This window comes from Streptomyces sp. Tu6071, from assembly GCF_000213055.1.
Taxonomy (GTDB): Bacteria; Actinomycetota; Actinomycetes; order Streptomycetales; family Streptomycetaceae; genus Streptomyces; species Streptomyces evansiae.
Genome location: NZ_CM001165.1, coordinates 3,583,273 through 3,609,305, shown reverse-complemented (window position 1 = coordinate 3,609,305; position 26,033 = coordinate 3,583,273). Strand labels below are relative to the sequence as shown.

The window sequence follows — 26,033 nt, the reverse complement described above, 5'->3', positions numbered from 1 at the left end:
GGGCGGGCGGGAGCGGTGCGGAAGGCGCGCGGGGGCGGGTGCGGCGCGGAGGGCGTGCGGGGTCGCGCGGGCGCAGGGGAAGGCGCACGCGAAAGGCCCGCCACCGGGGTGACGGGCCTTTCGTTCGCTGTCTCTGCTGCGGTCCTGACGGGATTTGAACCCGCGGCCTCCACCTTGACAGGGTGGCGAGCACTCCAAACTGCTCCACAGGACCAGAAGCGGCACCTTCGCGGTTGTTCACCGCGCTGGGCTGCGAGAAGGACTCTACAGCAGCCCCGGGGTCCTGGTCGAACTCGCTGTCCGTGAGCGCCCGCTCACGGCGCCGCCGCGTCGATCGCCTTCACGATCCGCTTGTCCGAGACCGGGTACGCCGTGCCCAGCGCGTGCGCGAAGTAGCTGACCCGCAGCTCCTCCACCATCCACCGGATGTCCCGCGCCTCCCGCGGCACCGGACGCCCCGGCGGGAACTGCTCCAGGAGCCACAGGTACTCGTCCCGCATCTCGCGGACCTTCTCCATCCGCGTCGTGTCCCGCTGCGCGTTCGCCGGCATCTGCTGGAGGCGCCGGTCCACGGCCCGCAGATAGCGCAGCAGATCGGAGAGCCGCATCAGCCCGGCCTCCGCCACGAAGCCCGGGTGCACCAACTCGTCGAGCTGTTCGCGCACATCCGCCAGGTTCGCGAGCAGCGCGGGGGAACGGGTGCTTTTCAGCCGTCTTTCGCACGCCTGCCAGGCCGCCACGACCTGCTGCACGGCGGCAACGGCGTTGACGGTCGTGTCCACGATCCCGGCCCGTACGAACTCGTACAGCTTCCGGTACCCCGCCTCGTCCCACGCCGGACCGCCCGCGCGCTCGATCAGCCGGTCCGCCGCGGCCGTCGCGCAGTCCGCGAAGAGCGCCTGCATCGAGCCGTGCGGGTTCGCCGAGAGCGCGAGCTTCTGCGGGTTGGTGAGCTTGTCCTGCGCGAACTTCGCCGGGTTCACCGGGATGTTGCGGAGGATCAGCCGTCGCGTCCCGCGCCACATCGCCGCGCGCTGCTCCTCCTCGCTGTCGAAGAGCCGCACCCCGACGGTGTCGCCCTCGTCCACGAGCGCCGGGTACGCCTTCACCGGCTGCCCGCCGCGCCGCGTCTCGAAGACCTTGCTCAGCGTCCCGAGGCCCCCCCAGTCCGTGAGCCCCTTCCGCTCGACCGACGCCTGCCCCGTGCGCTCCGCCGTCGCCGCCGCCGCGCGCGAGAGCGCCTGCCGCGCCTTGGGCCGCAGCCGGTCGCGCAGCGCGTCGAGGTCCTTGTCCTCGGCGAGCTTCTTGCGCCGCTCGTCGACGATCCGGAACGTGATCTTGAGGTGGTCGGGGACCTTCGCGACGTCGAAGTCCCCGGCCGTGACCGGGACTCCCACCATCTGCTGAAGTCCCTTCGCGAGCGCGGTCGTCAGCGGCGCGCTCAGGGGGCTCGCCGTCGCGAGGAAGCGCTGCGCGAAGTTCGGCGCCGGCACGTAGTTGCGGCGGACCGGCTTCGGGAGCGAGCGGATCAGCTCCGTCACGACCTCCTCGCGCAGCCCCGGGATCTGCCAGTCGAAGCCCTCGGACGTGACCTGGTTGAGGACCTGGAGCGGTACGTGCACCGTCACGCCGTCCGCGTCCGCGCCCGGCTCGAACTGGTACGTCACACGGAAGTCGAGCGGCCCCTGCCGCCAGCGGTCCGGGTAGTCGTCCTTCGTGATGCCCCGCGCCGCCTCCGTGAGCAGCATCGAGCGCTCGAAGTCGAGGAGTTCGGCCTCCTCCTGCCGCTTGCGCTTCCACCACGAGTCGAAGTGCGCGCCCGAGACGACGTGCGCGGGCACCCGCTCGTCGTAGAAGTCGTACAGGGCCTCGTCGTCCACGACGATGCCGCGCCTGCGCGCCCGGTGCTCCAGCTCCTCGACCTCGGTGAGCAGCCGCCGGTTGTCCGCGAAGAACTTGTGGTGCGTGCGCCAGTCGCCCTCGACGAGCGCGTTGCGGATGAACAGCTCGCGCGAGACCTCCGGGTCGATCCGCCCGTAGTTGACCTTGCGCTGCGCCGCGAGCGTCACGCCGTACAGCGTCACCTTCTCGTACGCCATCACGGCCGCCTGGTCCTTCTCCCAGTGCGGTTCGCTGTACGCGCGCTTCACGAGGTGCGCGCCGAGCCGCTCGGCCCACTCCGGCTCGATCCGCGCGTTGACGCGCGCCCACAGCCGCGAGGTCTCCACCAGCTCGGCGGACATCACGTACCGGGGCGGCTTCTTGAAGAGCGCCGAGCCGGGGAACACCGCGAACTTCGCGCCGCGCGCGCCGAGGTACTCGTTGCCGCCGCGCCGCTTCTCCTTCGCCTGCTGCGCGGGGTCCTTGGCCGTGGACTCCTTCACGTCCTTCATGCCGATGTGCGAGAGCAGCCCCGCGAGCAGCGAGACGTGCACCTGCTCGGGCGGCGAGTCGTCCGTGTTGATGTTCAGGCCGAGCTGCTGCGCCACGGAGCGGACCTGCGCGTAGATGTCCTGCCACTCCCTGATCCGCAGGTAGTTCAGGAACTCGTTCCTGCACATCCGGCGAAAGGCGGAGGAGGAGAGGGCCTTCTGCTGCTCGCGGATGTACGTCCACAGGTTGAGGAAGGCGAGGAAGTCGCTCGTCTCGTCCTTGAAGCGCGCGTGGAACTGGTCGGCCTGGGCCTGCTTCTCGCTCGGCCGCTCGCGCGGGTCCTGGAGCGAGAGCGCCGCGGCGACCACCATGACCTCGCGCACGCAGCCGTTGCGGTCCGCCTCCAGGACCATGCGCGCGAGGCGCGGGTCCACGGGCAGCTGCGCGAGCCTGCGGCCCGTCTGCGTGAGCCGCTTGCGCTGGTCCTTCTGCTCCGGGTCGAGCGCGCCCAGCTCCTGGAGGAGCTGCACGCCGTCGCGGATGTTGCGGTGGTCCGGCGGGTCGATGAAGGGGAACTTCTCGATCTCGCCGAGCCCGGCCGAGGTCATCTGGAGGATGACGGACGCCAGGTTCGTACGGAGGATCTCCGCGTCCGTGAACTCGGGGCGCGCCTCGAAGTCCTCCTCCGAGTACAGCCGGACGCAGATGCCGTCCGAGGTGCGCCCGCAGCGGCCCTTGCGCTGGTTGGCGCTCGCCTGCGAGATCGCCTCGATGGGCAGCCGCTGCACCTTCGTCCGGGAGCTGTAGCGCGAGATGCGCGCCGTGCCCGGGTCGATGACGTACTTGATGCCGGGCACCGTGAGGCTCGTCTCGGCGACGTTCGTCGCGAGGACGATGCGGCGCGCGCTGTCCCCGGGGGCCCGCTTGAAGACGCGGTTCTGCTCCGCGTGCGAGAGCCGCGCGTACAGCGGCAGCACCTCGGTGAACGGAAATTTCTTCTTCTCCAGCGCGTCCGCCGTGTCCCTGATCTCGCGCTCGCCGGAGAGGAACACGAGGATGTCGCCGCTCGGCTCGCGCCGCAGCTCCTCGACCGCGTCGATGATCGCCGTGGTCTGGTCGCGGTCCGGTTCCTCGCTGTCCTCGGCGAGCAGCGGCCGGTAGCGCACCTCGACCGGGTACGTACGGCCCGAGACCTCGACGATCGGGGCGTCGCCGAAGTGCCGCGAGAAGCGCTCCGGGTCGATCGTCGCCGAGGTGATGATCACCTTCAGATCGGGGCGGCGGGGGAGGAGCTGGGCGAGGTAGCCGAGGAGGAAGTCGATGTTGAGGCTGCGCTCGTGCGCCTCGTCGATGATGATCGTGTCGTACGCGCGCAGCTCGCGGTCCGTCTGGATCTCGGCGAGCAGGATGCCGTCCGTCATCAGCTTGACGTACGTCCCGCGGCTGACCTGGTCGGTGAAGCGGACCTTCCAGCCGACCGCCTCGCCGAGCGGCGTGTCCAGCTCGCTCGCGACGCGCTCGGCGACGGTACGGGCCGCGAGGCGGCGCGGCTGCGTGTGGCCGATCATGCCGCGCACGCCGCGCCCCAGCTCCAGGCAGATCTTCGGGATCTGCGTCGTCTTGCCCGAGCCGGTCTCGCCCGCGACGATCACGACCTGGTGCTCGCGGATCGCGTCCGCGATGTCGTCCTTCTTCGCGCTGACGGGGAGCTGCGGCGGATAACTGACCTCGGGGACGTGCGCGGCGCGTTCGGCCAGGCGCTCCTCAGCCTTCGTGATCTCCGTCTCGATCTCGGCGAGTACGGCGCTCCTCGCCTCCGGCTTGCGCATCCGGCGGGTGCCTTCGAGCCTGCGGCCGAGCCGCTGGGCGTCGCGCGGGGCGAGAAGTGCGAGTCGGGGCGCGAGGTCCGCGCTGGCGGGGGCGGGGGCAGGCGAAGTGGACATACGTACTCCAGGATCGCACCAGCGGCACCGACGCGGCGAGGGGATTTTCCCCGGGGCCCCGGTCCGCCTGGCGGGCGGCCGTACACGCCAGCGAGCCCCCCGTCCGGGAACGGGGGGCTCGTGCGGCGGTGGCTGGGGCCGGGATCGAACCGGCGACCTATCGCTTTTCAGGCGATCGCTCGTACCAACTGAGCTACCCAGCCACGCAACCTCGCGGTTGCAGCGGTCCTGACGGGATTTGAACCCGCGGCCTCCACCTTGACAGGGTGGCGAGCACTCCAAACTGCTCCACAGGACCTCGACGTACGTTTCCGTACGGCAAAGCGTGCCCCCAACGGGATTCGAACCCGTGCTACCGCCTTGAAAGGGCGGCGTCCTGGGCCACTAGACGATGAGGGCTAATTGGCCCGCCTGGGCGCTTCGCAGCGCGTCGGGGACGTGAGAAGCATATGGGATGGGGGGAGGGTTCGCCAAAACGGTTTCCCGGGAGGGGCGGGCCGGGTGCGTGGAAGCGGCCCGCCCGGGTTCCCGGGCGGGCCGGCTAGCGGTGCGCGGACGGGCCGGCCGCCCCGCTCCCCGTCGGGCCCGGACTCGCGCCCGGCTGGTTCTCACCGGCGATGTGGCGGCTCACCTCGGCGCTGCTGAGGCCGAGGCCGCCGAGGGTGATCTCGTCCCATGCCTGGAGCCGGTGGGTGTCCTTGTCGAGGTACAGGACCGAGGTCTGCACCGGGTCCGGGTGCTCGCCCTCGACCGCGCGCAGTCCGCTGCCGCCCGTCGAGCCCTCGATCCGCAGCCGGGTGCCGCCCGGCAGGAGCTCCTGCTCCCTGTGGTGCAGGTGCCCCGCGAGCGCGAGCGGGACCGCGCCGTCCGTCTCGCGCGCCGCGTTCGGGTCGTGCGCCACCGCGATGTCCACGGGCTCGTCCTGCTGGCGGATCTCGTACGCGAGCTTGATCCCCGCCGCCTTCTCGGCCGCCCTGCCGCCGCGCTCCGCCGTGCGGTCGGGGGTGTACTGCGGGTCGCCCGTCCCCGCGACGCGGAGCCCCGCGACCGTCACCACGCGCCCCTCGTCGAGCACGCGGACGTTCTTGAACCGTTTCGTGTCGCCGAGGTACTTCTGCGTCGTCGCCGAGTCGTGGTTCCCGCGCACCCACACGTACGGGGCGCCGAGATCGGCGACCGGGTCGAGGAAGGCGTTCTCGGCGGCGCTGCCGTGGTCCATCGTGTCGCCCGAGTCGATGATCACGTCGATGTCGTACTGCTCCACGAGCGAGGCCACGATGGGCCACGCCGCCGGGTTCAGGTGGATGTCGGAGACGTGCAGGACGCGGACCGTGGACGGGTCGGGCTGGTACACGGGGAGCGTCGACGTCACGTCGTACAGCTTCGTGACGTTGGTGACGAGCCGGGCCAGCTCCCGCGAGTAGACGTCGAACTCCGTGACGATGCTGCGCGCGTCGCCGACCACCGCCGGGGCGCTGCTCAGCAGGCCCGAGAAGCGCGGCTCCAGGACCGACTTCGGGTTCCACGTCGCCCAGGCGGTGCCGCCCGAGGCGGCGAGCAGCGCGAGCGCGAGACCGCTCGCGAGGAGCGCGGGGCGCGGCCTGCGGTAGACGAGGAGGCCGAGCGCGGCGGCCCCGGTGACGACGGCGACGCAGGAGCGCACGCCCAGTTCCACGGCCCCGTGCCGTACGTCCCGCGCCACCTCGTCCTGGAGCCCGCTCAGCCGCTCCGGGTGCGCGACGAGCGCCTGGGCGCGGACGGGGTCGAGCCGGTCGACGTCGACGTCGAGGCGGACGGGGGCGCGGTGGCTGTCGAGCGAGAGCGCGCCGAGCGGCGAGACGTCGACGCGGGTGCCGCCGCTCGCCGAGGGCGTGAGCGCCATCCGGGTGTCCATGGGGCCCACGGGGACCTTGACGGTGCCGACGACGAGGAGGCCGAGCCAGGCGCCGAGGAGCGTGACGACGACGAGGGCGAGGGCCTGGAGCCAGCGGCGGCCGGGAGCGGCGGCGGCGGTGGGCCCGGGGAGCGGGGCGAGGGCGCGGGCGGAGGCGCGGGGGCGGGGGATGCGGACGCGGTGTGCGCGGGCGCGCGGCGTCGGGGCTGTGCGGGCGGGCGGTATCCGGTCGGGCGCCATGGGGGTGCTCTGCCCACGCGGGGCGGCCCGGATACGTGGGAGGGCCCCCGGGATGCCCGCCCCTCAGCCCCACCCCAGCTCGTGCAGCCTCTCGTCGTCGATCCCGAAGTGGTGCGCCACCTCGTGCACGACCGTCACCGCGACCTCCGCCACGACCTCGTCCTCCGTCGCGCAGTAGCGCAGCGTCGGTCCCCGGTAGACGGAGATCCGGTCGGCGAGCACGCCCGCGTACCACTCGCCGCGCTCGGTGAGCGGCGTGCCCTCGTAGAGGCCGAGGAGTTCGGGGTCGTCGGCGGGCGGCTCGTCCTCGACGAAGACGGCGACGTTGTCCATCACCCGGGTCAGCTCGGGCGGGATCGTGTCGAGCGCCTCGGCGACCAGTTCCTCGAAGCGTTCCCCGCTCATCTCCAGCACGTCGCCATTGTGCGGGACGCGCGCCCGCCGTGTCCTGTGCGGCCCCGGGGGAGTTGGGCACGGCGTACCCCGCCGTCCCGCGCCACCGGAGGTCCTTCCGTGCGCCACTTCCCCGTCCCCCTGCGGCTCGCCGCCGTTCTCGCCGCGACCCTCGCGGGGACCGGCTGCATGAACGTCGGGGAGGACCCGGCCGGTTCGACGAGTTCCGGCGCCACCGCGGGCGTCGCCCACGAATCGCCCGACGGCGGTACGGGCACGCTGCGCGCCGTACCGCAGGGCGGCGGGACACCCGGCCGGGCCCGGCCGGGCGGCGCGCGGCCGGAGCCCTCCGCCAGCCCCTCCCCGCGCTCCGGCCGCCCCACCGCGAAGGATTTGGCGACGCCGGACGGGGACCGCCCCGGCCCGCGCCCCTCGAAGCCCACCGCCTCCCGCCCCGACCGCTCCGCTCCGCCCACGCGCCCGGCCCCCACCGGCCGCCCGAGCACCCCGGGCGCCCCCACGCCCACCAGGACCAGGCCGCCCGAGCCCCCCCACGTCCGCCCCTCCGACCCCCGAGCCCAGCGACACGCCCGAAGAGCCGCAGCCGAGCGATCCGGGGGAGGAGGGGGACGCGGCCCGGACCCACCAGCGCGAGCAGCGGGCCCCGGATCAGTCCGCCGCGCGGGAACAAGACGGTGGCACCGCGCGTTCGGACGAGTACACGCCCGCGCCCTAGGCGTCCCTCAGTCCCGTACGTTGTATTCGGCGGAGACCTCCGCGGTCCTCCGCCTCCACCCGTACGAGCCGAGGGCTCAGGTGTTCCCCGAAGCTCGTTCCGAAGCTCCGTAACCGAGTGCAGTCCCCTGCCCTCGCGCCCCCGTGACCGGCTGGTTTGCCAGCGGGTGAGCGTGGTGCGTATGGTGGCAGATCGTTTCATCCGCTGTTCGTTTTTCATCCCTGTGCCCGGCGCTGATCTAAGAGCGCCGCGTGTGGCGCGTACCTTCCTTGCCGTAGCTGGATCGCACTGAGGCGGTCGTCTGCGCGTACACGGAGCTGGGGCACGTGCCGAAACTCCGGAAGGTTTCGCGTTTCACATGTCTGTTTCCACGTCCGATCACTCTGTCGTGCCCGCGTCCGACCAGGCGCCCGCCGACACCACCCCCGAGCTGAGCGCCCCCGCGCAGCCGACGGCCGAGACCGTTGACGCGGTGGACGCGGTCGAGGCCGAGGCCGCCGAGAGCGCGCCGGCCGACGAGGCGCCCGCCGAGAAGGTCCCCGGCTTCGCCGAGCTGGGCCTCCCCGAGAACATCGTCCGCAAGCTGACGCAGAACGGTGTGACCAGCCCGTTCCCGATCCAGGCCGCGACGATCCCCGACGCGCTCGCGGGCAAGGACATCCTCGGCCGCGGCCGTACCGGCTCCGGCAAGACGCTCTCCTTCGGCCTGCCGCTGCTCGCGTCCCTCGCGGGCGGCTTCACCGACAAGAAGAAGCCGCGCGGCATCATCCTCACGCCGACCCGCGAGCTGGCGATGCAGGTCGCCGACGCCCTCCAGCCCTACGGCGACGTCCTCGACCTCCGCATGAAGGTCGTCTGCGGCGGTACGTCCATGAGCAACCAGATCTACGCCCTGGAGCGCGGCGTCGACATCCTCGTCGCCACCCCCGGCCGCCTGCGCGACCTCATCAACCGCGGCGCCTGCTCCCTGGAGAAGGTGCGGATCGCGATCCTCGACGAGGCCGACCAGATGGCCGACCTCGGCTTCATGCCCGAGGTCACCGAGCTGCTCGACCAGGTCCCGGCCGGCGGTCAGCGGATGCTCTTCTCCGCGACGCTGGAGAACGAGATCGACGCGCTCGTGAAGCGCTACCTCGTCGACCCGGTCGCCCACGAGGTCGACGCCGCCCAGGGCGCCGTCACCACGATGAGCCACCACATCCTCATCGTGAAGCCGCGCGACAAGGCCCCCGTCACCGCCGCGATCGCGTCCCGCAAGGGCCGCACCATCATCTTCGTCCGCACCCAGCTCGGCGCCGACCGCGTCGCCGAGCAGCTCCGCGACGCCGGGGTGAAGGCCGACGCGCTGCACGGCGGCATGACGCAGGGCGCCCGCACCCGCGTCCTCGCCGACTTCAAGGACGGCTACGTCAACGTCCTCGTCGCGACCGACGTCGCCGCGCGCGGCATCCACGTCGACGGCATCGACCTCGTCCTCAACGTCGACCCGGCGGGCGACCACAAGGACTACCTGCACCGCTCGGGCCGCACCGCCCGCGCCGGCCGCTCCGGCACCGTCGTCTCGCTCTCGCTGCCGCACCAGCGCCGCCAGATCTTCCGCCTCATGGAGGACGCGGGCGTCGACGCCGCGCGCCACCAGATCGGCAGCGCCGTCTTCGACGCCGAGCTGGCCGAGATCACCGGCGCCCGCTCGATGACCGAGGTCCAGGCCGAGTCGGCGGGCCAGTCCGCCAAGCAGGCCGAGCGCGAGGTCGAGGACCTCACCCGCGAGCTGGAGCGCGCCAAGCGCCGCGCCAGCGAGTACCGCGCCGAGGCCGACCGCCTCGTGGCCCGCGCGGCGCGCGAGCGCGGCGAGGAGCCCCCGGCCCCGGCCGCCGTCGCCGAGGGCACCGAGCCCGTCGCGGAGCAGGCCGTGGCCGCCGCGGAGCCGGCCCCCGTGGCCGCCGCCGAGCCCGCGCCCGTCGCCGAGCGCCGCTCGTACGACCGCGACCGCGACGAGCGCCCCTCGTACCGGGGCAACGACCGGCGCGACGACCGCCGCGACCGGGACGACCGTCCCTCCTTCCGCCGTGACAACGACCGTCGCGACGACCGCCGTGACGACCGTGGCGGGCGCGGCTTCGACCGCGACCGCGGCGGGGAGCGCGGTGGCTTCGGCGGCCGTGGCGGCGAGCGCGAGCACCGCTCGTACGACCGTCGTGACGACCGGGGCGGCCGTGGCTTCGAGCGCCGCGACGACCGCGGGGGCCGCGGCTTCGACCGCGACCGCCGTGACGACCGCCGCGACGGCGACCGTCCCGCGTTCCGCCGCGACGACCGCCCCGGTTTCCGCCGGGACAACGACCGTCGTGACGACCGGGGTGGCCGTGGCTTCGAGCGCCGCGACGACCGTGGCGGGCGCGGCTTCGACCGCGACCGCGGCGGCCAGCGCGACGCGGGCCGCCCGCAGCACCGCGGCGCCGGCGACCGCCCGTACAACCGCGACCACCGGGGCACGGGCGACCGCCCCTACGGCCGTCGTGACGACCGGGGTGCGGGCTCGTCCTTCGCGCCGCGCCGCGACGACAAGCCGCGCTGGAAGCGCAACGGCTGAGTGAGGCCATGACCGAGGGCCCGTACGGAACTCCCTTACGGGCCCTCGGCAATTCCCGCTCCCCGCAGGGGGGTTGACGGGGCTGCGCGCGGGGCATCGCTGCGCACATGACAAATACAGCAGCGAGTGGCGAGAAACCGCCCCCACCGTCCGCCGGCCCGGCCGAGGCGTCGTCCGACGAGGCGCGGCTCGCCGAACTCGGCTACACGCAGGTCCTCGCGCGCCGCATGTCCGCGTTCTCGAACTACGCGGTGTCCTTCACGATCATCTCGGTCCTCTCCGGCTGCCTGACCCTCTACCTCTTCGGCATGAACACGGGCGGCCCCGCGCTCATCACGTGGGGCTGGGTCGCCGTCGGCGCGATGACGCTGCTCGTGGGGCTCGCGATGGCGGAGATCTGTTCGGCGTACCCGACCTCCGCCGGGCTGTACTTCTGGGCCCACCGGCTCGCCCCCGCGCGCTCGGCCGCCGCCTGGGCGTGGTTCACGGGCTGGTTCAACGTGCTCGGGCAGGTCGCCGTGACGGCAGGGATCGACTTCGGCGCGGCGAACTTCCTCGCCGCGTACCTGAACCTGGAGTTCGGCTTCGGGGTCACCCCCGGCCGCACGATCCTCCTCTTCGCCGCGATCCTCGTCCTGCACGGCCTCCTCAACACCTTCGGCGTCCGCATCGTCGGCCTGCTCAACAACATCAGCGTGTGGTGGCACGTCGCGGGCGTCGCCGTCATCGTCGGCGCGCTCGCGCTCGTCCCCGACCACCATCAGCCGACGACGTACGTCTTCACGCACTTCGAGAACCACACGGGCTTCGGGAGCGGCGCGTACGTCGTCCTGATCGGGCTGCTCATGGCGCAGTACACCTTCACGGGCTACGACGCCTCCGCACACATGACCGAGGAGACGCACGACGCGGCGACCGCGGGCCCGAAGGGCATCGTGCGGTCGATCTGGACCTCGTGGATCGCCGGGTTCGTGCTGCTGCTCGGCTTCACGTACGCGATCCAGTCGTACGAGACCGCCCGCGACTCGCCCACCGGGGCGCCGCCCGCGCAGATCCTCCTCGACGCGGTCGGCGCGACCGGCGGCAAGCTCCTGCTCCTCGTCGTCATCGGCGCGCAGCTCTTCTGCGGCATGGCCTCCGTGACCGCCAACAGCCGCATGATCTACGCCTTCTCACGCGACAACGCGCTCCCGTTCTCGCGCCTGTGGCGCACGGTGAGCCCGCGCACCCGCACCCCCGTCGCCGCGGTGTGGCTCGCGGCGCTCGGCGCGCTCGTCCTCGGGCTCCCGTACCTGATCAACGAGACGGCGTACGCGGCCGTGACCTCGATCGCCGTGATCGGCCTCTACATCGCCTACGTCGTCCCGACCCTGCTCCGCCTGCGCCGGGGCGACGACTTCGCGCGCGGCCCCTGGCACCTGGGCCGCTGGTCCCGCCCGATCGGCGTCGCGGCGGTGACGTGGGTCGTGGTGATCACGATCCTGTTCATGCTCCCGCAGGTGTCCCCGGTGACGGTCGAGACCTTCAACTACGCCCCGGTCGCCGTCCTGGTGGTCCTGGGCTTCGCGGCGACGTGGTGGTTCGCGTCGGCACGGAAGTGGTTCCTGCGGGGAAAGGGCCCGACGGCGGAGGACTGACCCCGCCCTCCCCCGGGCACCCCGAACCGCGTACCGGATCGGCCTCGCGCGGCCGGGGGGCTATGCTCGGGGGAGCACCACTGGGACCGTTAGCTCAATTGGCAGAGCAGTGGACTTTTAATCCATTGGTTGTGGGTTCGAGTCCCACACGGTCTACGCGCATACGCCCCAGGTCAGGGACTCCCGGCCTGGGGCGTTCGGCGTTTCGGGGGCTGCTGAACGGGGCCGTGCCGGGGCGTCTTGGGGCGGGCGGGCCGCGGGGTGGGGTGGGTTCTGGCCAATGGTGGGGGGTGGGTTGTCGCGGGAGGCTCGGCTTCGTACGGTTCCGGACTGAGGTGGTCGGGAGCGCTCCCAGGAACGGCTCTCCGGGTCGTATCCCGCGCGGCTCCCCGCCCTTCGCACGACGGGCCCCCACGGCCCTCCCCCCACGTTGTCCGAGGGAAGGAACCCTCCATGTACGTCACTACTCCTCGTTCCCGCCCCGCCGGGAAGGCGCGGGCGGTGGCCGCCGCGCTCGTGCTCGCCGCCGGTCCGCTCACCGCCGTCGCGGCCGCGAACGGACCGGCTGTCGCCGACGCGCAGGTCTGCGAGCAGTTCGGCAGTGTGTCCACGCCCGGCGGGTACATCGTGCAGAACAACGCCTGGGGCACGACCGCCCCGCAGTGCGTCGACCAGTCGGGGGACGGCTTCACGCTGAGCCGCGCGGACGGCTCCGTCCCGACGAACGGCGCCCCGAAGTCGTACCCCTCGATCTACGCGGGCTGCCACTACACCAACTGCTCCCCGGGGACGGTGCTTCCGAAGAAGGTGAACGCGATCGGCAGCGCGCCGAGCCGGATCGCGTACCGCTACACGGACGGCGCGGTCTACGACGCCGCGTACGACATCTGGCTCGACCCGGAGCCGAAGACCGACGGCGTCAACCGCACCGAGATCATGATCTGGCTCAACAGGGTCGGGCCGGTCCAGCCCATCGGCTCCAAGACCGGCAGCACGACGATCGCCGGGCAGAACTGGGACGTGTGGAAGGGGAGCAACGGCTCCAACGACGTCGTCTCGTACGTCGCGCCCGGCGCGCTCGCGGGGCTCGACTTCGACGTCAAGGACTTCGTGAACGGCGCCATCGCCGAGGGGCTGGCCACGCCGGAGTGGTATCTCACCAGCGTCCAGGCGGGGTTCGAGCCGTGGGAGAACGGCGCGGGCCTCGCGGTGACGGACTTCTCGCTGAGCGTCGGGTGAGGGGGGAGAAGGCGGCGGTGGGGGAGCGCGGTTGAGGGCTGACGGCTCACCGCGCTGAAGGCTGACGGCGCTGTACGCGCTGACGGCTGTGGGCGGTCCGGGCCGGGTCCACGGGCCCGGACCGGCCGCCGCCGTGCCGGGATCGGGCGGCGGGCCGGGTCACAAGCCGCGGACGAAGGTCTTCGCGCCGTTGTGGTAGTCGATCGTGAGGCCCGGGGTCGTGGGCCACACGGTGATCGCGGCGATCTCGGGGTGCGCCGCCGCGGTCAGGGTGGCGGCGAGCCATGCGGGAGCGGGGGCCGTGTCGGGCGGCGGCGGGCCCTCGGTGGGGGTACCCGTGGTGGCGGGGGCCGGGGTGTCGTGCTTCTCGGCGGGCGAGAGCTGGCCGATCACCTGCCAGCGGTCCTCGCCGGACGGGCGCGGGATCACCATGCCGAAGGGGTACTTCTTCTCGCCCGCCTCCGCGAAAGTGCGGGCGGTGGGGAGGAGTTCCTTGAGGTATGTCAGGAATTGTTCCGGTCGCATGAGCAAGTCCCCTGTCCCGGTCGGCCGTTGAGGTCAACGGGGTCAACGAGGCAGGGGGCTCGGCGTTGCGGCCGGGCTCGGACAACGGCCCGGGGTGTACGGGGTCGGAGGCGTACGTACGGGGGTGTGAGCGTAAGGGGTTGGGGCGTACGGGATCAGGGGCGAGCGGGCTCGGTGAGGACGGCGTCAGGGGCGCGCGGCCCAGATCTGGCGTGTGGTGCGGACCGTCAGGTCCCGGCGGGGGGTGAGGTTCTCGGGGGCGATGAGGGTGTCCAGGGCCCTCAGGTCCTCGGGGGACAGGGTCTCGGCGACCGTCGTGCGCAGGCGGGTCAGGCCGGCCAGGGCGTAGCGGGCGATCGCCGGGTTCTCGGGTGCCTCGATCCGTACGTCCAGGGTGCGTTCGCCCGCGATACCGAAGCCCGCGGCCGTCAGTTTCGGCCCCCACGCCGCGCCCCGGTGCGGGACGTGCTCGGCGTGGAAGCGGTCGCTCGCGGTGTGCGCGCGCTCTTCGAGCGCGGCCTCCTCCCCCGCGGGCATGAAGCGCGGGAAGCCGGAGAGTTCGAGCAGGGCGAACAGACCGTCAGGCGCGAGGAGTTCGCGGACGTGGCGCAGGGCCTGGTCCGGGTCGGCCATGTGGTGCATCGAGGCCGAGGCCCAGACCAGGTCGGGGGCGCCGAGCTCGGGCCAGGCCGCCGCGTCCAGGTCGGCGTGCACCGTGCGTACGCGCCCGTCCAGACCCGCCGCGCACGCCTTCTCGCGCAGCCGCTGGAGGTGCGGGGCGGAGGAGTCGACGGCCGTGACGTGCGCCTCGGGGAAGCGGGCGAGGAGCGCGAAGGTCCCCGCGCCCGTGCCGGAGCCGAGGTCGACGATGTGGCGCGGCGCGGCGGTCAGCGGCAGCCAGTCCGTGAGCGAGGCGATGTGCGAGGCCAGGACTTCGGCATCGAGGTCCAGGATCTTGGCCTGGTCGGCGGACAGCTCGTGGTGCTGGTCGTGGGCGGGGGCTCCGGGGCCGTGGCCGGGGTCGGGGGCGTTGTGGTCGTGCGGGGTGTGGGGCGCGCGGGGGGTGTGGGGTTCGGGGGTGTGGGGCTCGGGGGTGTGGTGCGAGTGCGACATGGGGCCACGGTACGGGGGATATGCGTACGGGGCCCGGTGTCTGGCCTCTCGCGCAAGAGCGTCGGGCGTTCCGGTGCCGTACGCGCAAGGGGGCGGTGCCGTCAGCGCTCCGTACCGGCTCCGCCGCCACCGCCTACGCCGGCTCCGCCGCCACCGCCTCCTGCCGCGCCGTCGCCCCGCTGGTGCCCCCTGCGGGCGTCGCGGTCGAAGATGCCCAGGATCTCGCAGGGGCCGGACTCCGTGCCGATCGCGTGCGGGAGCATCGTCGGGAACTCGGCGGACTGGTTCGTCTCGACGCGGAAGCGGCGGTGGCCGAGGAGCAGCGTCGCCGTGCCGGAGAGGACGACGAGCCACTCGCGGCCCGGGTGGGCGCGCAGCTTCGACGGGTTGTCCGGCGGCGGTTCCGTCATGCGCTGCCGTACGACGGTCAGCCCCGGGTCGGCCTTCACCGGCCAGCGCATCTGGCCGCGCGCGCCGTCGATCATCGGGTTGGTCACGACGTCGTCGGACGCCGTCTCGACGAGCTGGTCGAGGCTCGTGTCGAGGGCGCGGGCGAGGGTCACGAGGCTGTCGAGCGCGAGGCGGCGCTGACCGTTCTCGATCCGGCTCAGTGTGGACTGGCTGAGGTTCGCGCGGCGGGCCAGTTCTTCGAGCGACCAGCCCTGGGCCACGCGCAGGGCGCGGACCCGTTTGCGCACGAGGCTGTCCAGGTCGTCATCGTCTTGCGTCATGGGCAAGAGTGTATGCGTGCTGGGCATGCATGGGTCTAGCTTCGGCGCTGTCCGTGCTCGTGTCGTCCCTCCCGGCCCGGGGTCCCTTGCCCGGGACTCCCGTGGCCCGGGTCTCTTGGGGGTAACCATGTCCCAGCAGCTTGCCGATGCTCCACGTCGGCTGCGGCTCGTACTGATCGCCGTCTGTATCGCGCTCATGGCGGTCATCGCCTCCGTGTCGGGGCTCAACGTCGCGCAGCCCGATCTCGCGGTGGCCTTCGGGGCCTCGCAGTCCGCGATCCTGTGGATCATCAACGTCTACACGCTCGGGCTCGCGGCCCTGCTGCTGCCGCTCGGCGCGCTCGGCGACCGGCTCGGGCGCAAGCCCGCGCTGCTCGCGGGGCTGCTCGTCTTCGGTGTCGCGAACGTCGTCGCGGGACTCGCGACGAGTACCGAAGTCATGTTCGCCGCACGGTTGTTGAGCGGCCTCGGGGCGGCCATGATCATGCCGGTCACGCTCGCCGTCATCACCGCGACCTTCCCCACCGAGCAGCGTGGCAAGGCGATCGGCGTGTGGACGGGCGTCGCGGGCGGCGGGGGCATCCTCGGGATGTTCGTCTCGGCGCTGCTCGTGGACGTCGCCGGATGGCGGTGGCTTTTCGTGCTGCCCGTGGTCCTCGTCGCGGTCGCGCTCGTGATGGCCGTACGGTACGTGCCCAACTCACGCGAACGCGAGGGGCGTTCGTACGACGTTGTCGGGGCGGTCACCTCGGCCGTCGCCGTCGTCGGGCTCATCCTCGTACTCCAGGAAGGACCCGCGCGGGGGTGGGGCGACCCGCTCACGCTCGCGGCGCTCGTCGCCGGGCTCCTCGCGGCCTGCTGCTTCGTCGCGTGGGAACTGCGGCGCGGGGAAGGGGCCTTGCTCGACGTGCGGCTCTTCCGCTCGCGCGGCCTCGCGAGCGGCTCCGTGACGCTCCTCGCCGTGTTCGGGGTGCAGGCCGGGATCTTCGTGGTGCTCTTCCCCTTCTTCCAGGCGGTGTTGGGGTGGTCGGCGCTCGTCTCGACGCTCGGCATGATGCCCATGGCCCTGCTGATGATGGTCAGTTCGGGACTCGCGCCGAAGCTCGCGGTACGGGCCGGGGCGCGCGCCACGATGGTCGCGGGCATCGCGCTCGCCGGGGCGGGGCTCGCGCTCATGGCGGGCATGGTCTCGGTCGACGGCGGTTATCCGTCGCTGCTGCCCGGGATGCTCGCGATGGGCGCGGGGATGGGGCTCTCCATGACCCCGTCGACCGAGGCGATCACCGGCACGCTGCCCCGCGCGCGCCAGGGCGTGGCCTCCGCGCTCAACGACGTGACCCGCGAGTTCGGTACGGCGCTCGGCGTGGCGCTGCTCGGCGCGCTGCTCTCGGCGGGCTACCGCCACGCGCTCGCGGGCCGTCTCGACGGCGTACCGCACGACACGGCCGCGACCGCGCGCGAGGGACTGGCGAACGCCGTCGAGGCGGCGCCGGGAGCGGGCGATCGGGCGGACACGCTCGTCGACACGGCGCGGAACGCGTTCGTATCGGGCTGGCAGCACGCGATGTGGGCGGGCGTCGGGGTGATGGCGGCGCTGTGCGTGTACGTGGCGGTGCGGGGACCGGGGCGCGGGGCTCCGGAGGGGGCGGAGGACGCTGGGCGCGCTGAGGGTGGAAGGGGCGGCGGTGACGAGGACGCGGAAGGCGGCGGAGGCGGAGACGCGCAGGGGGGCGGGGTGCGGGAGCGGGAGGTCGCGGGATGAGGTGAGGGGCGGCGGCGCGTGGACGGGCAGGGGCGACCGGGCTCGCGAGCGCCGTCGTCGTGGTGCCGCGCGTGAGGGACACGGACGGGCCGGCCGGGCCGTTGTCCGACGAGGGCGGGCGCGTGGACGGGCGGGGCGATCGGGCTCGCGAGCGCCGTCGCCGTGGTGCCGCGCGCGTGGGACGCGGACAGGTCGGCCGGGCCGTTGTCCGACGAGGCCGCGAACGTACGGGCCATGCTCACCGCGCCCCGCGACGGCGTCCTGACCGCTCTCGCCCTCGCGCCGCTGCCCGCGCGGACGGCCGCGAGGGGCGGCCAGCGGTGAAGCGGGCTGGGCGGGACGGGCGGTGGGGGGGCAACGCTGCCGAGTGGGAGGGGAGTTGTGGAGGCGCCCGCTCGTGCTTCCCGGCCCTGGGAGGCCGGGAGGGTGCCCGCGCGCGGCGGTGCAGCGGTGCGTCCGCGCGGCGGCGAGGGGGACGCCTGGCCCGTACGGACGCGAAGGCACGGACCGCTCGTGAACGCGAGTCCGGCCCTGTCTCGCCGCAGGAGGGCGGACGGTCGGGAGCCGCGTGCCCGGCCGGAGGGTCAGGGGCGCGTACGCAGTCCGTTGAGGAGCACGTCCAGGAGGCGGCGTGCCCGCGTCGGCCACTCGGACTCCTCCAGGCGCGAGAGGTACGCGATGAGGACCATGACGTCGCGCGCGTCCACGTCCGCGCGGATGCTCCCGTCCGCCCGTCCCGCCGCGAGCAGGCGCTCGATCGCCTCGGTCAGTGTGCCGTGACTGCGCGCCGTGAGCGCGTTCCACGCGCGGGGCTCCAGCGCCGCGAGCACCCCCCGCTTCACGCGCGCGTACGCGGTGAGCCGGTCGAACCACCGGCCCAGCGCCTCCACCGGCGAGTACGCGGCGAGCAACGTGTCCGCCTCGTCGACCAGTTCGGCCACGTCCTGGCGGTGAACCTCGGCGAGCAGTTCCTCGCGCGTCGCGAAGTGCCGGTACAGCGTGCCCTGGCCGACCCCCGCTGCCTTGGCCACCGCGTTGAGCCGCAACTCCTCGCCCGGCGCCGCCTCCGCCAGCGCGTCCCGCGCCGCCGCCACGATCCGGGCGCGATTGCGCACGGCATCGGCGCGACGGCGGTCGGCGGGAGGGGCGTCGGCGTCAGCCTCGGGGCGGGGGGCGTCGGCGGGTGCCCCGGCTCGGGAGGCGTCGGCGGGTGCCTCGGGGTGCGCGGGCGGCTCGGGTTGCCCGGGCGTGGGTTCGGCGTGGCCGGGGTCGGTCGGCATGGTGCTCCTGTCGGTGGCGCACGGTGGCGCACTCACCCTCGTACGCGCGGAGGGGCCCGTTCGTGGACAAGCGGACACGTGTCCGGTACGGTCCGAAGGTAAGCGGACACGTGTCCGTCTCTCTTTCCGTCCCCCACCGTACGAGAGTGAGCCGCCCCATGTCAGGCATCACAGGGAAAGTAGTCGCCCTCACCGGCGCGAGCAGCGGCATCGGCGAGGCCACGGCCCGGCTGCTCGCCGCGCGCGGCGCCGCCGTCGTCCTCGGCGCCCGCCGCACGGACCGCCTTGACGCCCTCGCCGCCGAGATCCGCGCCGAGGGCGGCCGGGCGCTCGCGCTGCCCGCCGACGTCACCGTGCCGGGCGACCAGGAAGCGATGGTGGCGCGGGCGGTCGAGGAGTACGGGCGACTCGACGTCCTCGTCGCCAACGCCGGAGTCGCCACCGTGGGCCCCGTCGCCGCACTCGACCTCGCCGCCTGGACCGCGATGGTCGACGTCAACCTGCGCGGCGTCCTGCACGGCGTCGCCGCCGCCCTCCCCGTCTTCCGCGCCCAGGGCGAAGGTCACGTCGTCGCGACCGTCTCCACCTCCGGCCTCAAGATCGTCCCCGGCCAGGCGGTCTACGCCGCCACCAAGAACGCCGTCCGCACCTTCATGGAGGCACTCCGCCAGGAATCCACGGACGGCACCCTGCGCACCACCACGATCAGCCCCGGTTACGTCCGCACCGAACTCACCGCACCCCCGTCCGGCGCCGACAGCCCCCACGCGGCGATGCTCCCCTTCGCCCTCGCCCCCGAAGCGGTCGCCCGCGCCATCGCCTTCGCCGTCGAACAGCCCCACGACGTCGAGATCGGCGCCATCACACTCCGGCCGACCGTCCAGGGGTGAGGCGGGGGAGTGGGGGGCTGAGCCTGGGGTGGGTCTGGCTCTGGGGGCTGGCTCTGGGGGGGGGGCTGGGGGGGGCTGGGCGAGGGGCGCGGGGGTTCGGTGGGCTCGGAGGGTTCGGGTTGCAGGGGACGTGCGGGGTCGTAGCGGCCGTCCGAGGGCGGCTCGGACCGTGCGGGCCGTCCGAGGGCGGCTCGGCTCCACGTAGCGGAGAACCGCAGGTGCCAGGAGAAAAACCGTCCGATCTTGCACTTGCGAGCCCAGGCGCCCTAGTTTTCCGCACATGCAGTCCTACACAATTGGCCGCGCGGCGCGGCTGCTCGGGGTCAGCCCCGACACCGCACGGCGCTGGGCCGATGCCGGGCGGGTAGCCACCCACCGGGACGACTCCGGACGCCGGCTCATCGCGGGGCGCGACCTCGCCGCGCTGTGCGTCGAGGTCGGCCAGGGCGGAGGAGGAGGTGGGGAGGACGAGGAACCGTACACCTCCGTGCGCAACGCCTTCCCCGGCATCGTCACCGCCGTCCGCCTCGGGGACGTCGCCGCCCAGGTCGAGATCCAGGCCGGACCGCACCGGCTCGTCTCCCTGCTGACCCGCGAGGCCGTCGAGGAACTCGGCCTGGAGGTCGGCATGGAAGCCACCGCACGCGTCAAGTCCACGAACGTGCACGTGGACCGCTACTGACCCCGGCCACCGCCTCTCGTCCTCCCCTTCCTCGTCCCTTCCTCCGCCCCCACCGTCAGGAGCCCTCCGCCATGTCCTCGCTGCCCACAGCCCGCACCCTGCGGCGCGCCACGACCGGGGTCTTCGCCTCCGCCCTCCTCGTCGGCGCCCTCGCCGCCTGCGGCGACGACCACGAGACCGCCGAGAAGCGCGACCCCGGCTCCACCAGCTCCTCCAGCGCCAAGGACGTCAAGGAGTCCGAGAAGGCCGACCTCACCGTCCTCGCCGCCTCCTCACTGACCGACGTCTTCGGCGAGGCGAAGAAGACGTACGAGAAGGAACGCCCCGGCATCGCCCTGAAGTTCTCTTTCGCCGGTTCCCAGGAACTCGCCGCCCAGGTCCGCCAGGGCGCCCCCGCCGACGCCATCGTCACCGCCGACACCAAGACCATGGACGGCCTCAAGGGCGAGACGGGCACCCCCGCCGTCATCGCCAAGAACCGCCTCGTCATCGCCGTGGGCGACGGCAACCCGGAGAAGGTCGACAACCTCAAGGACCTCACCGACCCCAAGCTCAAGGTCGTGCTCGCCGCGAAGGAGGTCCCGGTGGGCAACTACTCCCGCCAGGTCCTCGACAAGCAGCACCTCAAGGTCAAGGCCGTCTCCGAGGAGCCGAACGTCCGCGCCGTCCTGAGCAAGGTCCAGCTCGGCGAGGCCGATGCCGGCATCGTCTACAAGACCGACGCCGCGACCGTCCCCGACAAGGTCGACGCCATCGACATCCCCGACGCCCAGAACGCCGTCGCCTCCTACCCCGCCGCCGCCCTCAAGGGCTCCAAGCACGCCGAGGCCACCGCCGACTTCCTCACCTGGCTCTCCGGCAGCGAGGCCCAGAGCATCCTCCAGCACGCGGGCTTCCAGCAGCCGTGACCGACCCCGCCCACCCCGACAGGCCCACGCCCACCGAGCCGTCCGCCCCGCCCGCACCACCCGGGACGGACAACACACCAGGCGCGGGCCTGCCGGACGTGCCGGACCGGCCGACGGAGGACCGAGCGGCACGGGAGGAACCCGCCACGCGGGAGGAACGCGCGGCGCGGGAGGGTCCCGGTGGGCCGGAGGGGCCTAATGGGCCGGAGCCCGGTGGGGTGGAGCGGCCTGATGGGTCGGAGCCTGGTGTGCTGGAGCGGCCCCAGGTGGGGACGGGCCCCGATGTTCCGGAGGTCCCCGACGAGCCGGAGGTCTCCGGTGTGCCGGACGTCCCCGGCGTACGGGAGGTCCTCGGTTCGCCGGAGAACCCAGCCGTGCGGAAGGCCCCCGGCGTCCCGGAGAACTCGGGCGTGCTGGAGAACCCGGCCGTGCGGAAGGTCCCCGGCGTCCCGGAGGACCCGGGCGTGCGGGAGGTCCCCGGCGGGCGGGGAGACTCCGGCGCCCCGGAGGACCCAGGCGTCCCGGAGGACCCAGGCGTGCGGGAGGTCCCCGCCGCGCCGGAGGGCCTCGGCGTCCCGAACGGGCCAGGAGTACGGGACGCGCCCGACCGTCCCGTCGCCCCCGCCGACACCTCTCGAACTCCGAGCCCCCGTCCCCACTTCACGCGCACCCCACGCCCTGGCCCAGGCGTCGGCACGCCGAGCGCCAGTCGCCCTCGTCGCGGCGCCGCACGTCCTCGTCGCCGCGCGCCGCGCCCCCGCCGTCGCGCCCCGCTCGCCCTTGTCGTCCCCGCTCTCCTCGGTGTCGCCCTCCTCCTGATCCCGCTCCTCGGGGTGCTGGCCCGCACCTCGTGGAGTCAGCTCGGGACCCACCTCACCAGCCCCGAGACACTCACCGCCCTCCGTCTCTCGCTCCTCGTCTCACTCGGTGCCCTCGGGCTCTCCCTTCTCTTCGGCGTGCCCCTCGCCTGGCTCCTCGCCCGCACCGACTTCCCCGGCAAGGCGCTCGTCCGTTCCCTCGTCCTGCTGCCGATGGTGCTGCCCCCCACCGTCGGCGGTGTCGCGCTGCTGCTCGGCTTCGGGCGGCGCGGGCTGCTCGGGCCGTGGCTGGAGGACACCTTCGGGATCGTCCTGCCCTTCCACACCTCCGGCGCCGTACTCGCCGCCGCCTTCGTCTCCATGCCCTTCCTCGTCATCAGCCTGGAAGGCACCCTCGCCGGGCTCCGCCCCGGCTACGAGGAGACCGCCGCCTCGCTCGGCGCCTCCCCGCTGCGCGTCTTCCGTACCGTCACCCTCCCTCTCGTCGCCCCCGGCCTCGCCGCCGGAGCCGCACTCACCTGGGCCCGCGCGCTCGGCGAGTTCGGCGCCACCATCACCTTCGCCGGCAATCTCCCCGGCACCACCCAGACCCTCCCGCTCCAGGTCTACCTCCTCCTCCAGGACTCCCCGGAAGCCGCCACCTCCGTCTCCTTGCTCCTCCTCGCCATCGCGATGGCCGTCCTCATCGGCCTGCGGGGCCGCTGGACCGGCGCCGCCCCCGACGCCCGTACCGCCCGCTCCCATTCCTCCGCCGTCACAGAGGAAGACGTCCGGGACCCCGCTCCGGGTGCCCGCGAAGCCGAACAAAGCGGCGAGTTCAGCCGTTGGAGTGAAGAAGCGGTGGAAAAGGGTCGCGGCGATCTCACGGGGCAAGGTGCGGGCAAGCGAGCTCTCGCCGAGTCGCGCCCCCGGCCCGGCGAAGGACCCGCTTCCACCACGTCCGACGAGGACCTCGCACCTGGCGAGGCCCGCGACACCACCGAGGAGGCCCATGACCCCACACCCACGTACGCGCTGCACGCGAGCCTGAGCGGCTACACGCATCTCGACCTCGACGCGGAGCCCGGCACCACCGTCGCCGTCGTGGGCCGCAACGGAGCGGGCAAGACGACCCTCCTACGGGCCCTCCTCGGCCTCACCCCCCGCGCCCACGCCGAACTCCGCCTCGGCGCCGACGACGTCACCGCCCTGCCCCCGCACCGGCGCGGCGTCGCGTGGGTGCCGCAGGACGGCGCGCTCTTCCCGCACCTGAGCGCGCTCGCCAACACCGCCTACGGCCTCCGCGCCAACGGCGTGCCGCGCGCCCAGGCCCGCCGTACCGCGCGCGCACACCTGGACCGGCTCGGCGTCGGGCACCTCGCCCACCGTCGCCCCGCCCAGCTCTCCGGCGGCCAGGCGCAACGCGTCGCGCTCGCGCGCGCCCTCGCCGTCCGCCCCCGCCTGCTCCTGCTCGACGAACCCCTCGCCGCGCTCGACCAGACCACCCGCGCCCAGGTACGGCACGCCCTGCGCCGTCACCTCAACGGCTTCGGGGGCGTCTGCCTGCTCGTCACCCACGATCCCGTCGAGGCGGTCTCGCTCGCCGACCGCGTTCTCGTGCTCGACGGGGGCCGTACGGTGCAGGACGCGCCGCCCGCCGAGGTCGCGCGCCGTCCCCGGTCCGCCTGGGTCGCGCGCATGCTCGGCCGCAACGCCTGGCCCGGCACCCTCACCCCGGACGGGCTCGCCCCCGAGGGCGGTGGCCACCTCGTCGTCGCACCCCCCGCCGACGCTCCCGCCCCGCCTCCCGGCACCCCTGGGCTCGCCGTCATCGCCCCCGAGTCCGTCGCACTCCACCCGAGCCGCCCGAGCGGCAGCCCCCGCAACACCTACGCCTGCACCGTCACCGAGATCACCGCTCTCGGCAGCCGCCTCCGCGTCCTCCTCGCCGGCCCCGACTGCCCCGCCCTCATCGCCGAGATCACCCCCGAGGCCGCCGCCGACCTCGCCCTCCACGAGGGCACGCCCGTCTGGGCGAGCGTGAAGGCCACGGACATCACCCTCGTGCCCCTGTGAACAACGGTGGCGCGGAGCACTCCGGGAAGGGTGTAGAGTTGGGTTTACCGACGCGGGGTGGAGCAGCTCGGTAGCTCGCTGGGCTCATAACCCAGAGGTCGCAGGTTCAAATCCTGTCCCCGCTACTCAGTACGAAGGCCCCGGCGCCCCCAAGGCGCCGGGGCCTTCGTCATGCCGTGGCGGAGCCCCGCCCGGCCGTCCCCGACTCGCGGCACCGCTCTCCCGGCGCGACCCTGGAAGAAGTACGTACGTACAAGGGGCGCGGGCGCGCGCACGGCCGGCGGGAGGCGAGCCTTGGGGCAGCGAGGAACGGGGCCGGGCGGGGACAACGACTCCGCACGCCCCGAAGACCCCACCCCCGGCTCGCCGCCCTCCGTATCTTCTACGCCAAAGAACTCCGGACAGGCGGGGCCCGACGGGCTCGACCCCGAGCCGGAGGGCGGCCCCCGCACGACCCCCGGGCAGGAGAGCCGCCCGCACACCGACCCCGGGCTGATCGGCTCCGGGTCGGTCGGCCCTGGGCCGGTCGGCTCCGGGCCTGTCGGCTCCGGGCCGGTCTTCGGGGGGCAGGGCGGTTCGGCCGCTGACGACTCAGAATCGGACCACCGAGCCGGTACCGGTTCCGAGGGTTCCGGTGCCTCCGCGAATCCGGAGTCCTCCTCCGACTCGGCGCCCGCGAGCGGCCCCGAGTCCTCGGGTGTCCCCGCGTCCGCCGCCCGCCCCGGCTCCTCCGGCAACCCACCATCCTCCGACGCCTCCGACGCCTCCGCGGCTGCCGCCTCCCGCAGCCCCTCCACCTCCACCTCCGCCGACCCCTCCCTCAGCCCCTCCGCCTCCTCAGGCAGTTCCGGCGATTCCGGCAGCTCCAGCGATTCCGGCGGCTCCACGTGGGACACCCCGCCCCGTCAGGACTACAAGCCGGTTCCGCCTCCGCCGCCGCACCGGCCCCAGCCGCACCCCCAGCTTGCGGCCGCGTGGGCGCGGCGGGAGGTGGCGGTGCGGGTGCTGGTGCGGGTGGTGCCGTTGCTGCTGGTGGTCTGCGGGTTCGTCCTCGGGTTGTTCGCGCCCGCGACGTTCACCGGGGCGCCGTTCTTCGCCGCGGCGCCGCTCGTGGCCGCGCCCTTCGCCTCGTCGCGGGTCACCGCGGGGGTCGGGGGGCTCGCGGTCGTCGGGGAGATCCTGCTCCAGGTCATCCGAGGAAGGTTGCCCACCGGGCCGTTCCTCATCGAGCTGAGCACCGTGCTCACCGTCGCCGCGCTCGCCGTGCTGATCAACGCCCTCATCCGCCGCGGCGACCGCCGCCTCGCCTCCGTGCAGAACGTCGCCGCCGTCGCGCAGCGCGCCGTGCTGCCCGTGCCCGCCGAGCGGATCGGCGGGCTCGACGTCGCCGCGCAGTACGAGGCCGCCGAGGCCGACGCGTTCATCGGCGGGGACCTGTACGCCGTGCAGGACACCCCGTACGGCGTCCGTATGGTGCTCGGCGACGTGCGGGGCAAGGGGCTCGGCGCGGTCGAGGCGGTCTCGGTCGTCATCGGGGCGTTTCGCGAGGCCGCCGAGCAGGAGCCGACCGTGGAGGGCGTCGCCCAGCGCCTCGAACGCGCCCTCGCCCGCGAGGGCCTGCGCCGTCGCGCGCTCGACGCCTTCGAGGGCTTCACGACCGCCGTGCTCGCCGAGGTCCCGCGCGGCGCCGCCGAACTGCGCCTCGTCAACCGCGGCCACACCGAACCGCTGCTCCTCGAACGCGACGGCCGCCTCCACGTCCTGACCCCCGGCGAGCACGCGCTCCCGCTCGGGATGGGCGAACTCGGCGCCTGGCCCGACCGCGCCGAGATCATCGACTTCCCGCCCGGCGCGACCCTCCTCCTCTACACCGACGGCCTCTCCGAGGCCCGCGACGCGCGCGGGCGCTTCTACGACCCCGTCGCCCGCCTCAGCGGCCGCGTCTTCCCGCACCCGCGTGCCCTGCTGACCACGATCACCGAGGAGGTCCTGCGGTACACGGGCGGCGCCACGACGGACGACATGGCCCTGCTCGCCGTCCGCCGCCCCGATGCCCCGGCCCAGGGCACGACCGGCGCGACGGCCGGGGCGGCTGGAGGGACCGGTACGGCCGCCGAGACCGAAACTCTGGGACCCGTGACCCCGCGTGAATCATTCGATAACAATTGACGCCCCATCAGATTCACAGCCTGGACGATTGCCCGGTCAACTCGTCCGGATC

Annotated in this window: 15 protein-coding genes, 6 tRNA genes and 1 pseudogene; 11 read left to right on the top strand and 11 right to left on the bottom strand. The window is 73.5% G+C overall.

Going from position 1 to position 26,033, the window contains the following annotated elements; translation table 11 throughout:
* Positions 1-139: 139 nt before the first annotated feature.
* The 7 genes from STTU_RS14820 to STTU_RS14790 form a co-directional block, all read right to left on the bottom strand.
* A tRNA-Asp gene (locus tag STTU_RS14820) sits at positions 140-214 on the bottom strand.
* Between the two features lie 100 nt (positions 215-314).
* A complete protein-coding gene (gene hrpA / locus STTU_RS14815) occupies positions 315-4,316 on the bottom strand; it encodes an ATP-dependent RNA helicase HrpA (RefSeq protein ID WP_007824213.1) in 4,002 nt (1,333 codons plus the stop codon).
* A 129-nt stretch (positions 4,317-4,445) separates the two neighbouring features.
* A tRNA-Phe gene (locus tag STTU_RS14810) sits at positions 4,446-4,519 on the bottom strand.
* A gap of 20 nt (positions 4,520-4,539) precedes the next feature.
* Positions 4,540-4,614, bottom strand: a tRNA-Asp gene (locus tag STTU_RS14805).
* 28 nt (positions 4,615-4,642) lie between these two features.
* Positions 4,643-4,715, bottom strand: a tRNA-Glu gene (locus tag STTU_RS14800).
* 142 nt (positions 4,716-4,857) lie between these two features.
* Positions 4,858-6,450 carry a metallophosphoesterase family protein gene (locus STTU_RS14795; RefSeq protein ID WP_007824212.1) on the bottom strand — a complete coding sequence of 531 codons (1,593 nt, stop codon included), beginning with the start codon at positions 6,448-6,450 and terminating at the stop codon, positions 4,858-4,860.
* 63 nt (positions 6,451-6,513) lie between these two features.
* Entirely contained in the window at positions 6,514-6,864 is a 351-nt protein-coding gene (locus tag STTU_RS14790) for a metallopeptidase family protein (protein ID WP_007824211.1), read from the bottom strand.
* Positions 6,865-7,937: 1,073 nt separating this feature from the next.
* Here STTU_RS14790 and STTU_RS14785 point away from each other — a divergent pair.
* The 4 genes and pseudogenes from STTU_RS14785 to STTU_RS14770 form a co-directional block, all read left to right on the top strand.
* On the top strand, positions 7,938-10,172 hold the full coding sequence (locus STTU_RS14785) for a DEAD/DEAH box helicase (RefSeq protein WP_043255242.1): 2,235 nt from the start codon (positions 7,938-7,940) through the stop codon (positions 10,170-10,172).
* A gap of 107 nt (positions 10,173-10,279) precedes the next feature.
* On the top strand, positions 10,280-11,809 hold the full coding sequence (locus STTU_RS14780) for an amino acid permease (protein WP_007824203.1): 1,530 nt from the start codon (positions 10,280-10,282) through the stop codon (positions 11,807-11,809).
* An 83-nt stretch (positions 11,810-11,892) separates the two neighbouring features.
* Positions 11,893-11,965, top strand: a tRNA-Lys gene (locus STTU_RS14775).
* A 297-nt stretch (positions 11,966-12,262) separates the two neighbouring features.
* Positions 12,263-13,042 (top strand): annotated as a pseudogene (locus STTU_RS14770) (GH12 family glycosyl hydrolase domain-containing protein); the annotation flags it as partial.
* Between the two features lie 165 nt (positions 13,043-13,207).
* Here the strand turns inward: STTU_RS14770 and STTU_RS14765 are convergent.
* The 3 genes from STTU_RS14765 to STTU_RS14755 form a co-directional block, all read right to left on the bottom strand.
* Positions 13,208-13,573 (bottom strand): hypothetical protein, encoded by a 366-nt coding sequence (locus tag STTU_RS14765; protein ID WP_007824200.1) that lies wholly within the window; start codon positions 13,571-13,573, stop codon positions 13,208-13,210.
* Between the two features lie 186 nt (positions 13,574-13,759).
* A complete protein-coding gene (locus STTU_RS14760; protein WP_007824198.1) occupies positions 13,760-14,686 on the bottom strand; it encodes a class I SAM-dependent methyltransferase in 927 nt (308 codons plus the stop codon).
* Between the two features lie 101 nt (positions 14,687-14,787).
* Positions 14,788-15,417, bottom strand: a complete 630-nt coding sequence (locus STTU_RS14755; protein ID WP_007824197.1) for an XRE family transcriptional regulator — start codon at positions 15,415-15,417, stop codon at positions 14,788-14,790.
* A gap of 127 nt (positions 15,418-15,544) precedes the next feature.
* Here STTU_RS14755 and STTU_RS14750 point away from each other — a divergent pair, with 127 nt between their 5' ends.
* A complete protein-coding gene (locus tag STTU_RS14750) occupies positions 15,545-17,179 on the top strand; it encodes an MFS transporter (protein ID WP_007824196.1) in 1,635 nt (544 codons plus the stop codon).
* Between the two features lie 584 nt (positions 17,180-17,763).
* On the opposite strand, the gene STTU_RS14745 is transcribed toward STTU_RS14750, so the two are convergent.
* Positions 17,764-18,459 (bottom strand): TetR/AcrR family transcriptional regulator, encoded by a 696-nt coding sequence (locus STTU_RS14745; protein ID WP_007824194.1) that lies wholly within the window; start codon positions 18,457-18,459, stop codon positions 17,764-17,766.
* Positions 18,460-18,617: 158 nt separating this feature from the next.
* On the opposite strand from STTU_RS14745, the gene STTU_RS14740 reads away from it, so the two are divergent.
* The 6 genes from STTU_RS14740 to STTU_RS14710 all read left to right on the top strand — a co-directional run bounded on the left by STTU_RS14740 (position 18,618) and on the right by STTU_RS14710 (position 25,981).
* Positions 18,618-19,349: an SDR family oxidoreductase gene (locus STTU_RS14740; protein ID WP_007824193.1), complete on the top strand. Its 732-nt coding sequence runs from the start codon at positions 18,618-18,620 to the stop codon at positions 19,347-19,349.
* Between the two features lie 280 nt (positions 19,350-19,629).
* Entirely contained in the window at positions 19,630-20,031 is a 402-nt protein-coding gene (locus tag STTU_RS14735; RefSeq protein WP_007824192.1) for a TOBE domain-containing protein, read from the top strand.
* A gap of 71 nt (positions 20,032-20,102) precedes the next feature.
* Positions 20,103-20,939 (top strand): molybdate ABC transporter substrate-binding protein, encoded by an 837-nt coding sequence (gene modA / locus STTU_RS14730; protein WP_007824191.1) that lies wholly within the window; start codon positions 20,103-20,105, stop codon positions 20,937-20,939.
* Positions 20,940-21,187: 248 nt separating this feature from the next.
* The gene (locus STTU_RS14725) at positions 21,188-23,812 is read left to right on the top strand and encodes an ABC transporter permease (RefSeq protein WP_007824190.1); all 2,625 of its coding nucleotides are present in this window, start codon (positions 21,188-21,190) and stop codon (positions 23,810-23,812) included.
* Positions 23,813-23,863: 51 nt separating this feature from the next.
* Positions 23,864-23,937 (top strand) — tRNA-Met (locus STTU_RS14720).
* 877 nt (positions 23,938-24,814) lie between these two features.
* The gene (locus tag STTU_RS14710) at positions 24,815-25,981 is read left to right on the top strand and encodes a PP2C family protein-serine/threonine phosphatase (RefSeq protein ID WP_043257410.1); all 1,167 of its coding nucleotides are present in this window, start codon (positions 24,815-24,817) and stop codon (positions 25,979-25,981) included.
* The last annotated feature ends 52 nt before the right edge of the window (positions 25,982-26,033 follow it).

Coding starts and splice junctions, on each gene's coding strand:
- STTU_RS14760 (WP_007824198.1), bottom strand. CDS start 14,686: ATGTCGCACTCGCACCACACCCCCGAGCCCCACACCCCCGAACCCCAC.
- STTU_RS14765 (WP_007824200.1), bottom strand. CDS start 13,573: ATGCGACCGGAACAATTCCTGACATACCTCAAGGAACTCCTCCCCACC.
- STTU_RS14780 (WP_007824203.1), top strand. CDS start 10,280: ATGACAAATACAGCAGCGAGTGGCGAGAAACCGCCCCCACCGTCCGCC.
- STTU_RS14740 (WP_007824193.1), top strand. CDS start 18,618: ATGTCAGGCATCACAGGGAAAGTAGTCGCCCTCACCGGCGCGAGCAGC.
- STTU_RS14745 (WP_007824194.1), bottom strand. CDS start 18,459: ATGCCGACCGACCCCGGCCACGCCGAACCCACGCCCGGGCAACCCGAG.
- modA (WP_007824191.1), top strand. CDS start 20,103: ATGTCCTCGCTGCCCACAGCCCGCACCCTGCGGCGCGCCACGACCGGG.
- STTU_RS14750 (WP_007824196.1), top strand. CDS start 15,545: ATGTCCCAGCAGCTTGCCGATGCTCCACGTCGGCTGCGGCTCGTACTG.
- STTU_RS14755 (WP_007824197.1), bottom strand. CDS start 15,417: ATGACGCAAGACGATGACGACCTGGACAGCCTCGTGCGCAAACGGGTC.
- hrpA (WP_007824213.1), bottom strand. CDS start 4,316: ATGTCCACTTCGCCTGCCCCCGCCCCCGCCAGCGCGGACCTCGCGCCC.
- STTU_RS14785 (WP_043255242.1), top strand. CDS start 7,938: ATGTCTGTTTCCACGTCCGATCACTCTGTCGTGCCCGCGTCCGACCAG.
- STTU_RS14735 (WP_007824192.1), top strand. CDS start 19,630: ATGCAGTCCTACACAATTGGCCGCGCGGCGCGGCTGCTCGGGGTCAGC.
- STTU_RS14795 (WP_007824212.1), bottom strand. CDS start 6,450: ATGGCGCCCGACCGGATACCGCCCGCCCGCACAGCCCCGACGCCGCGC.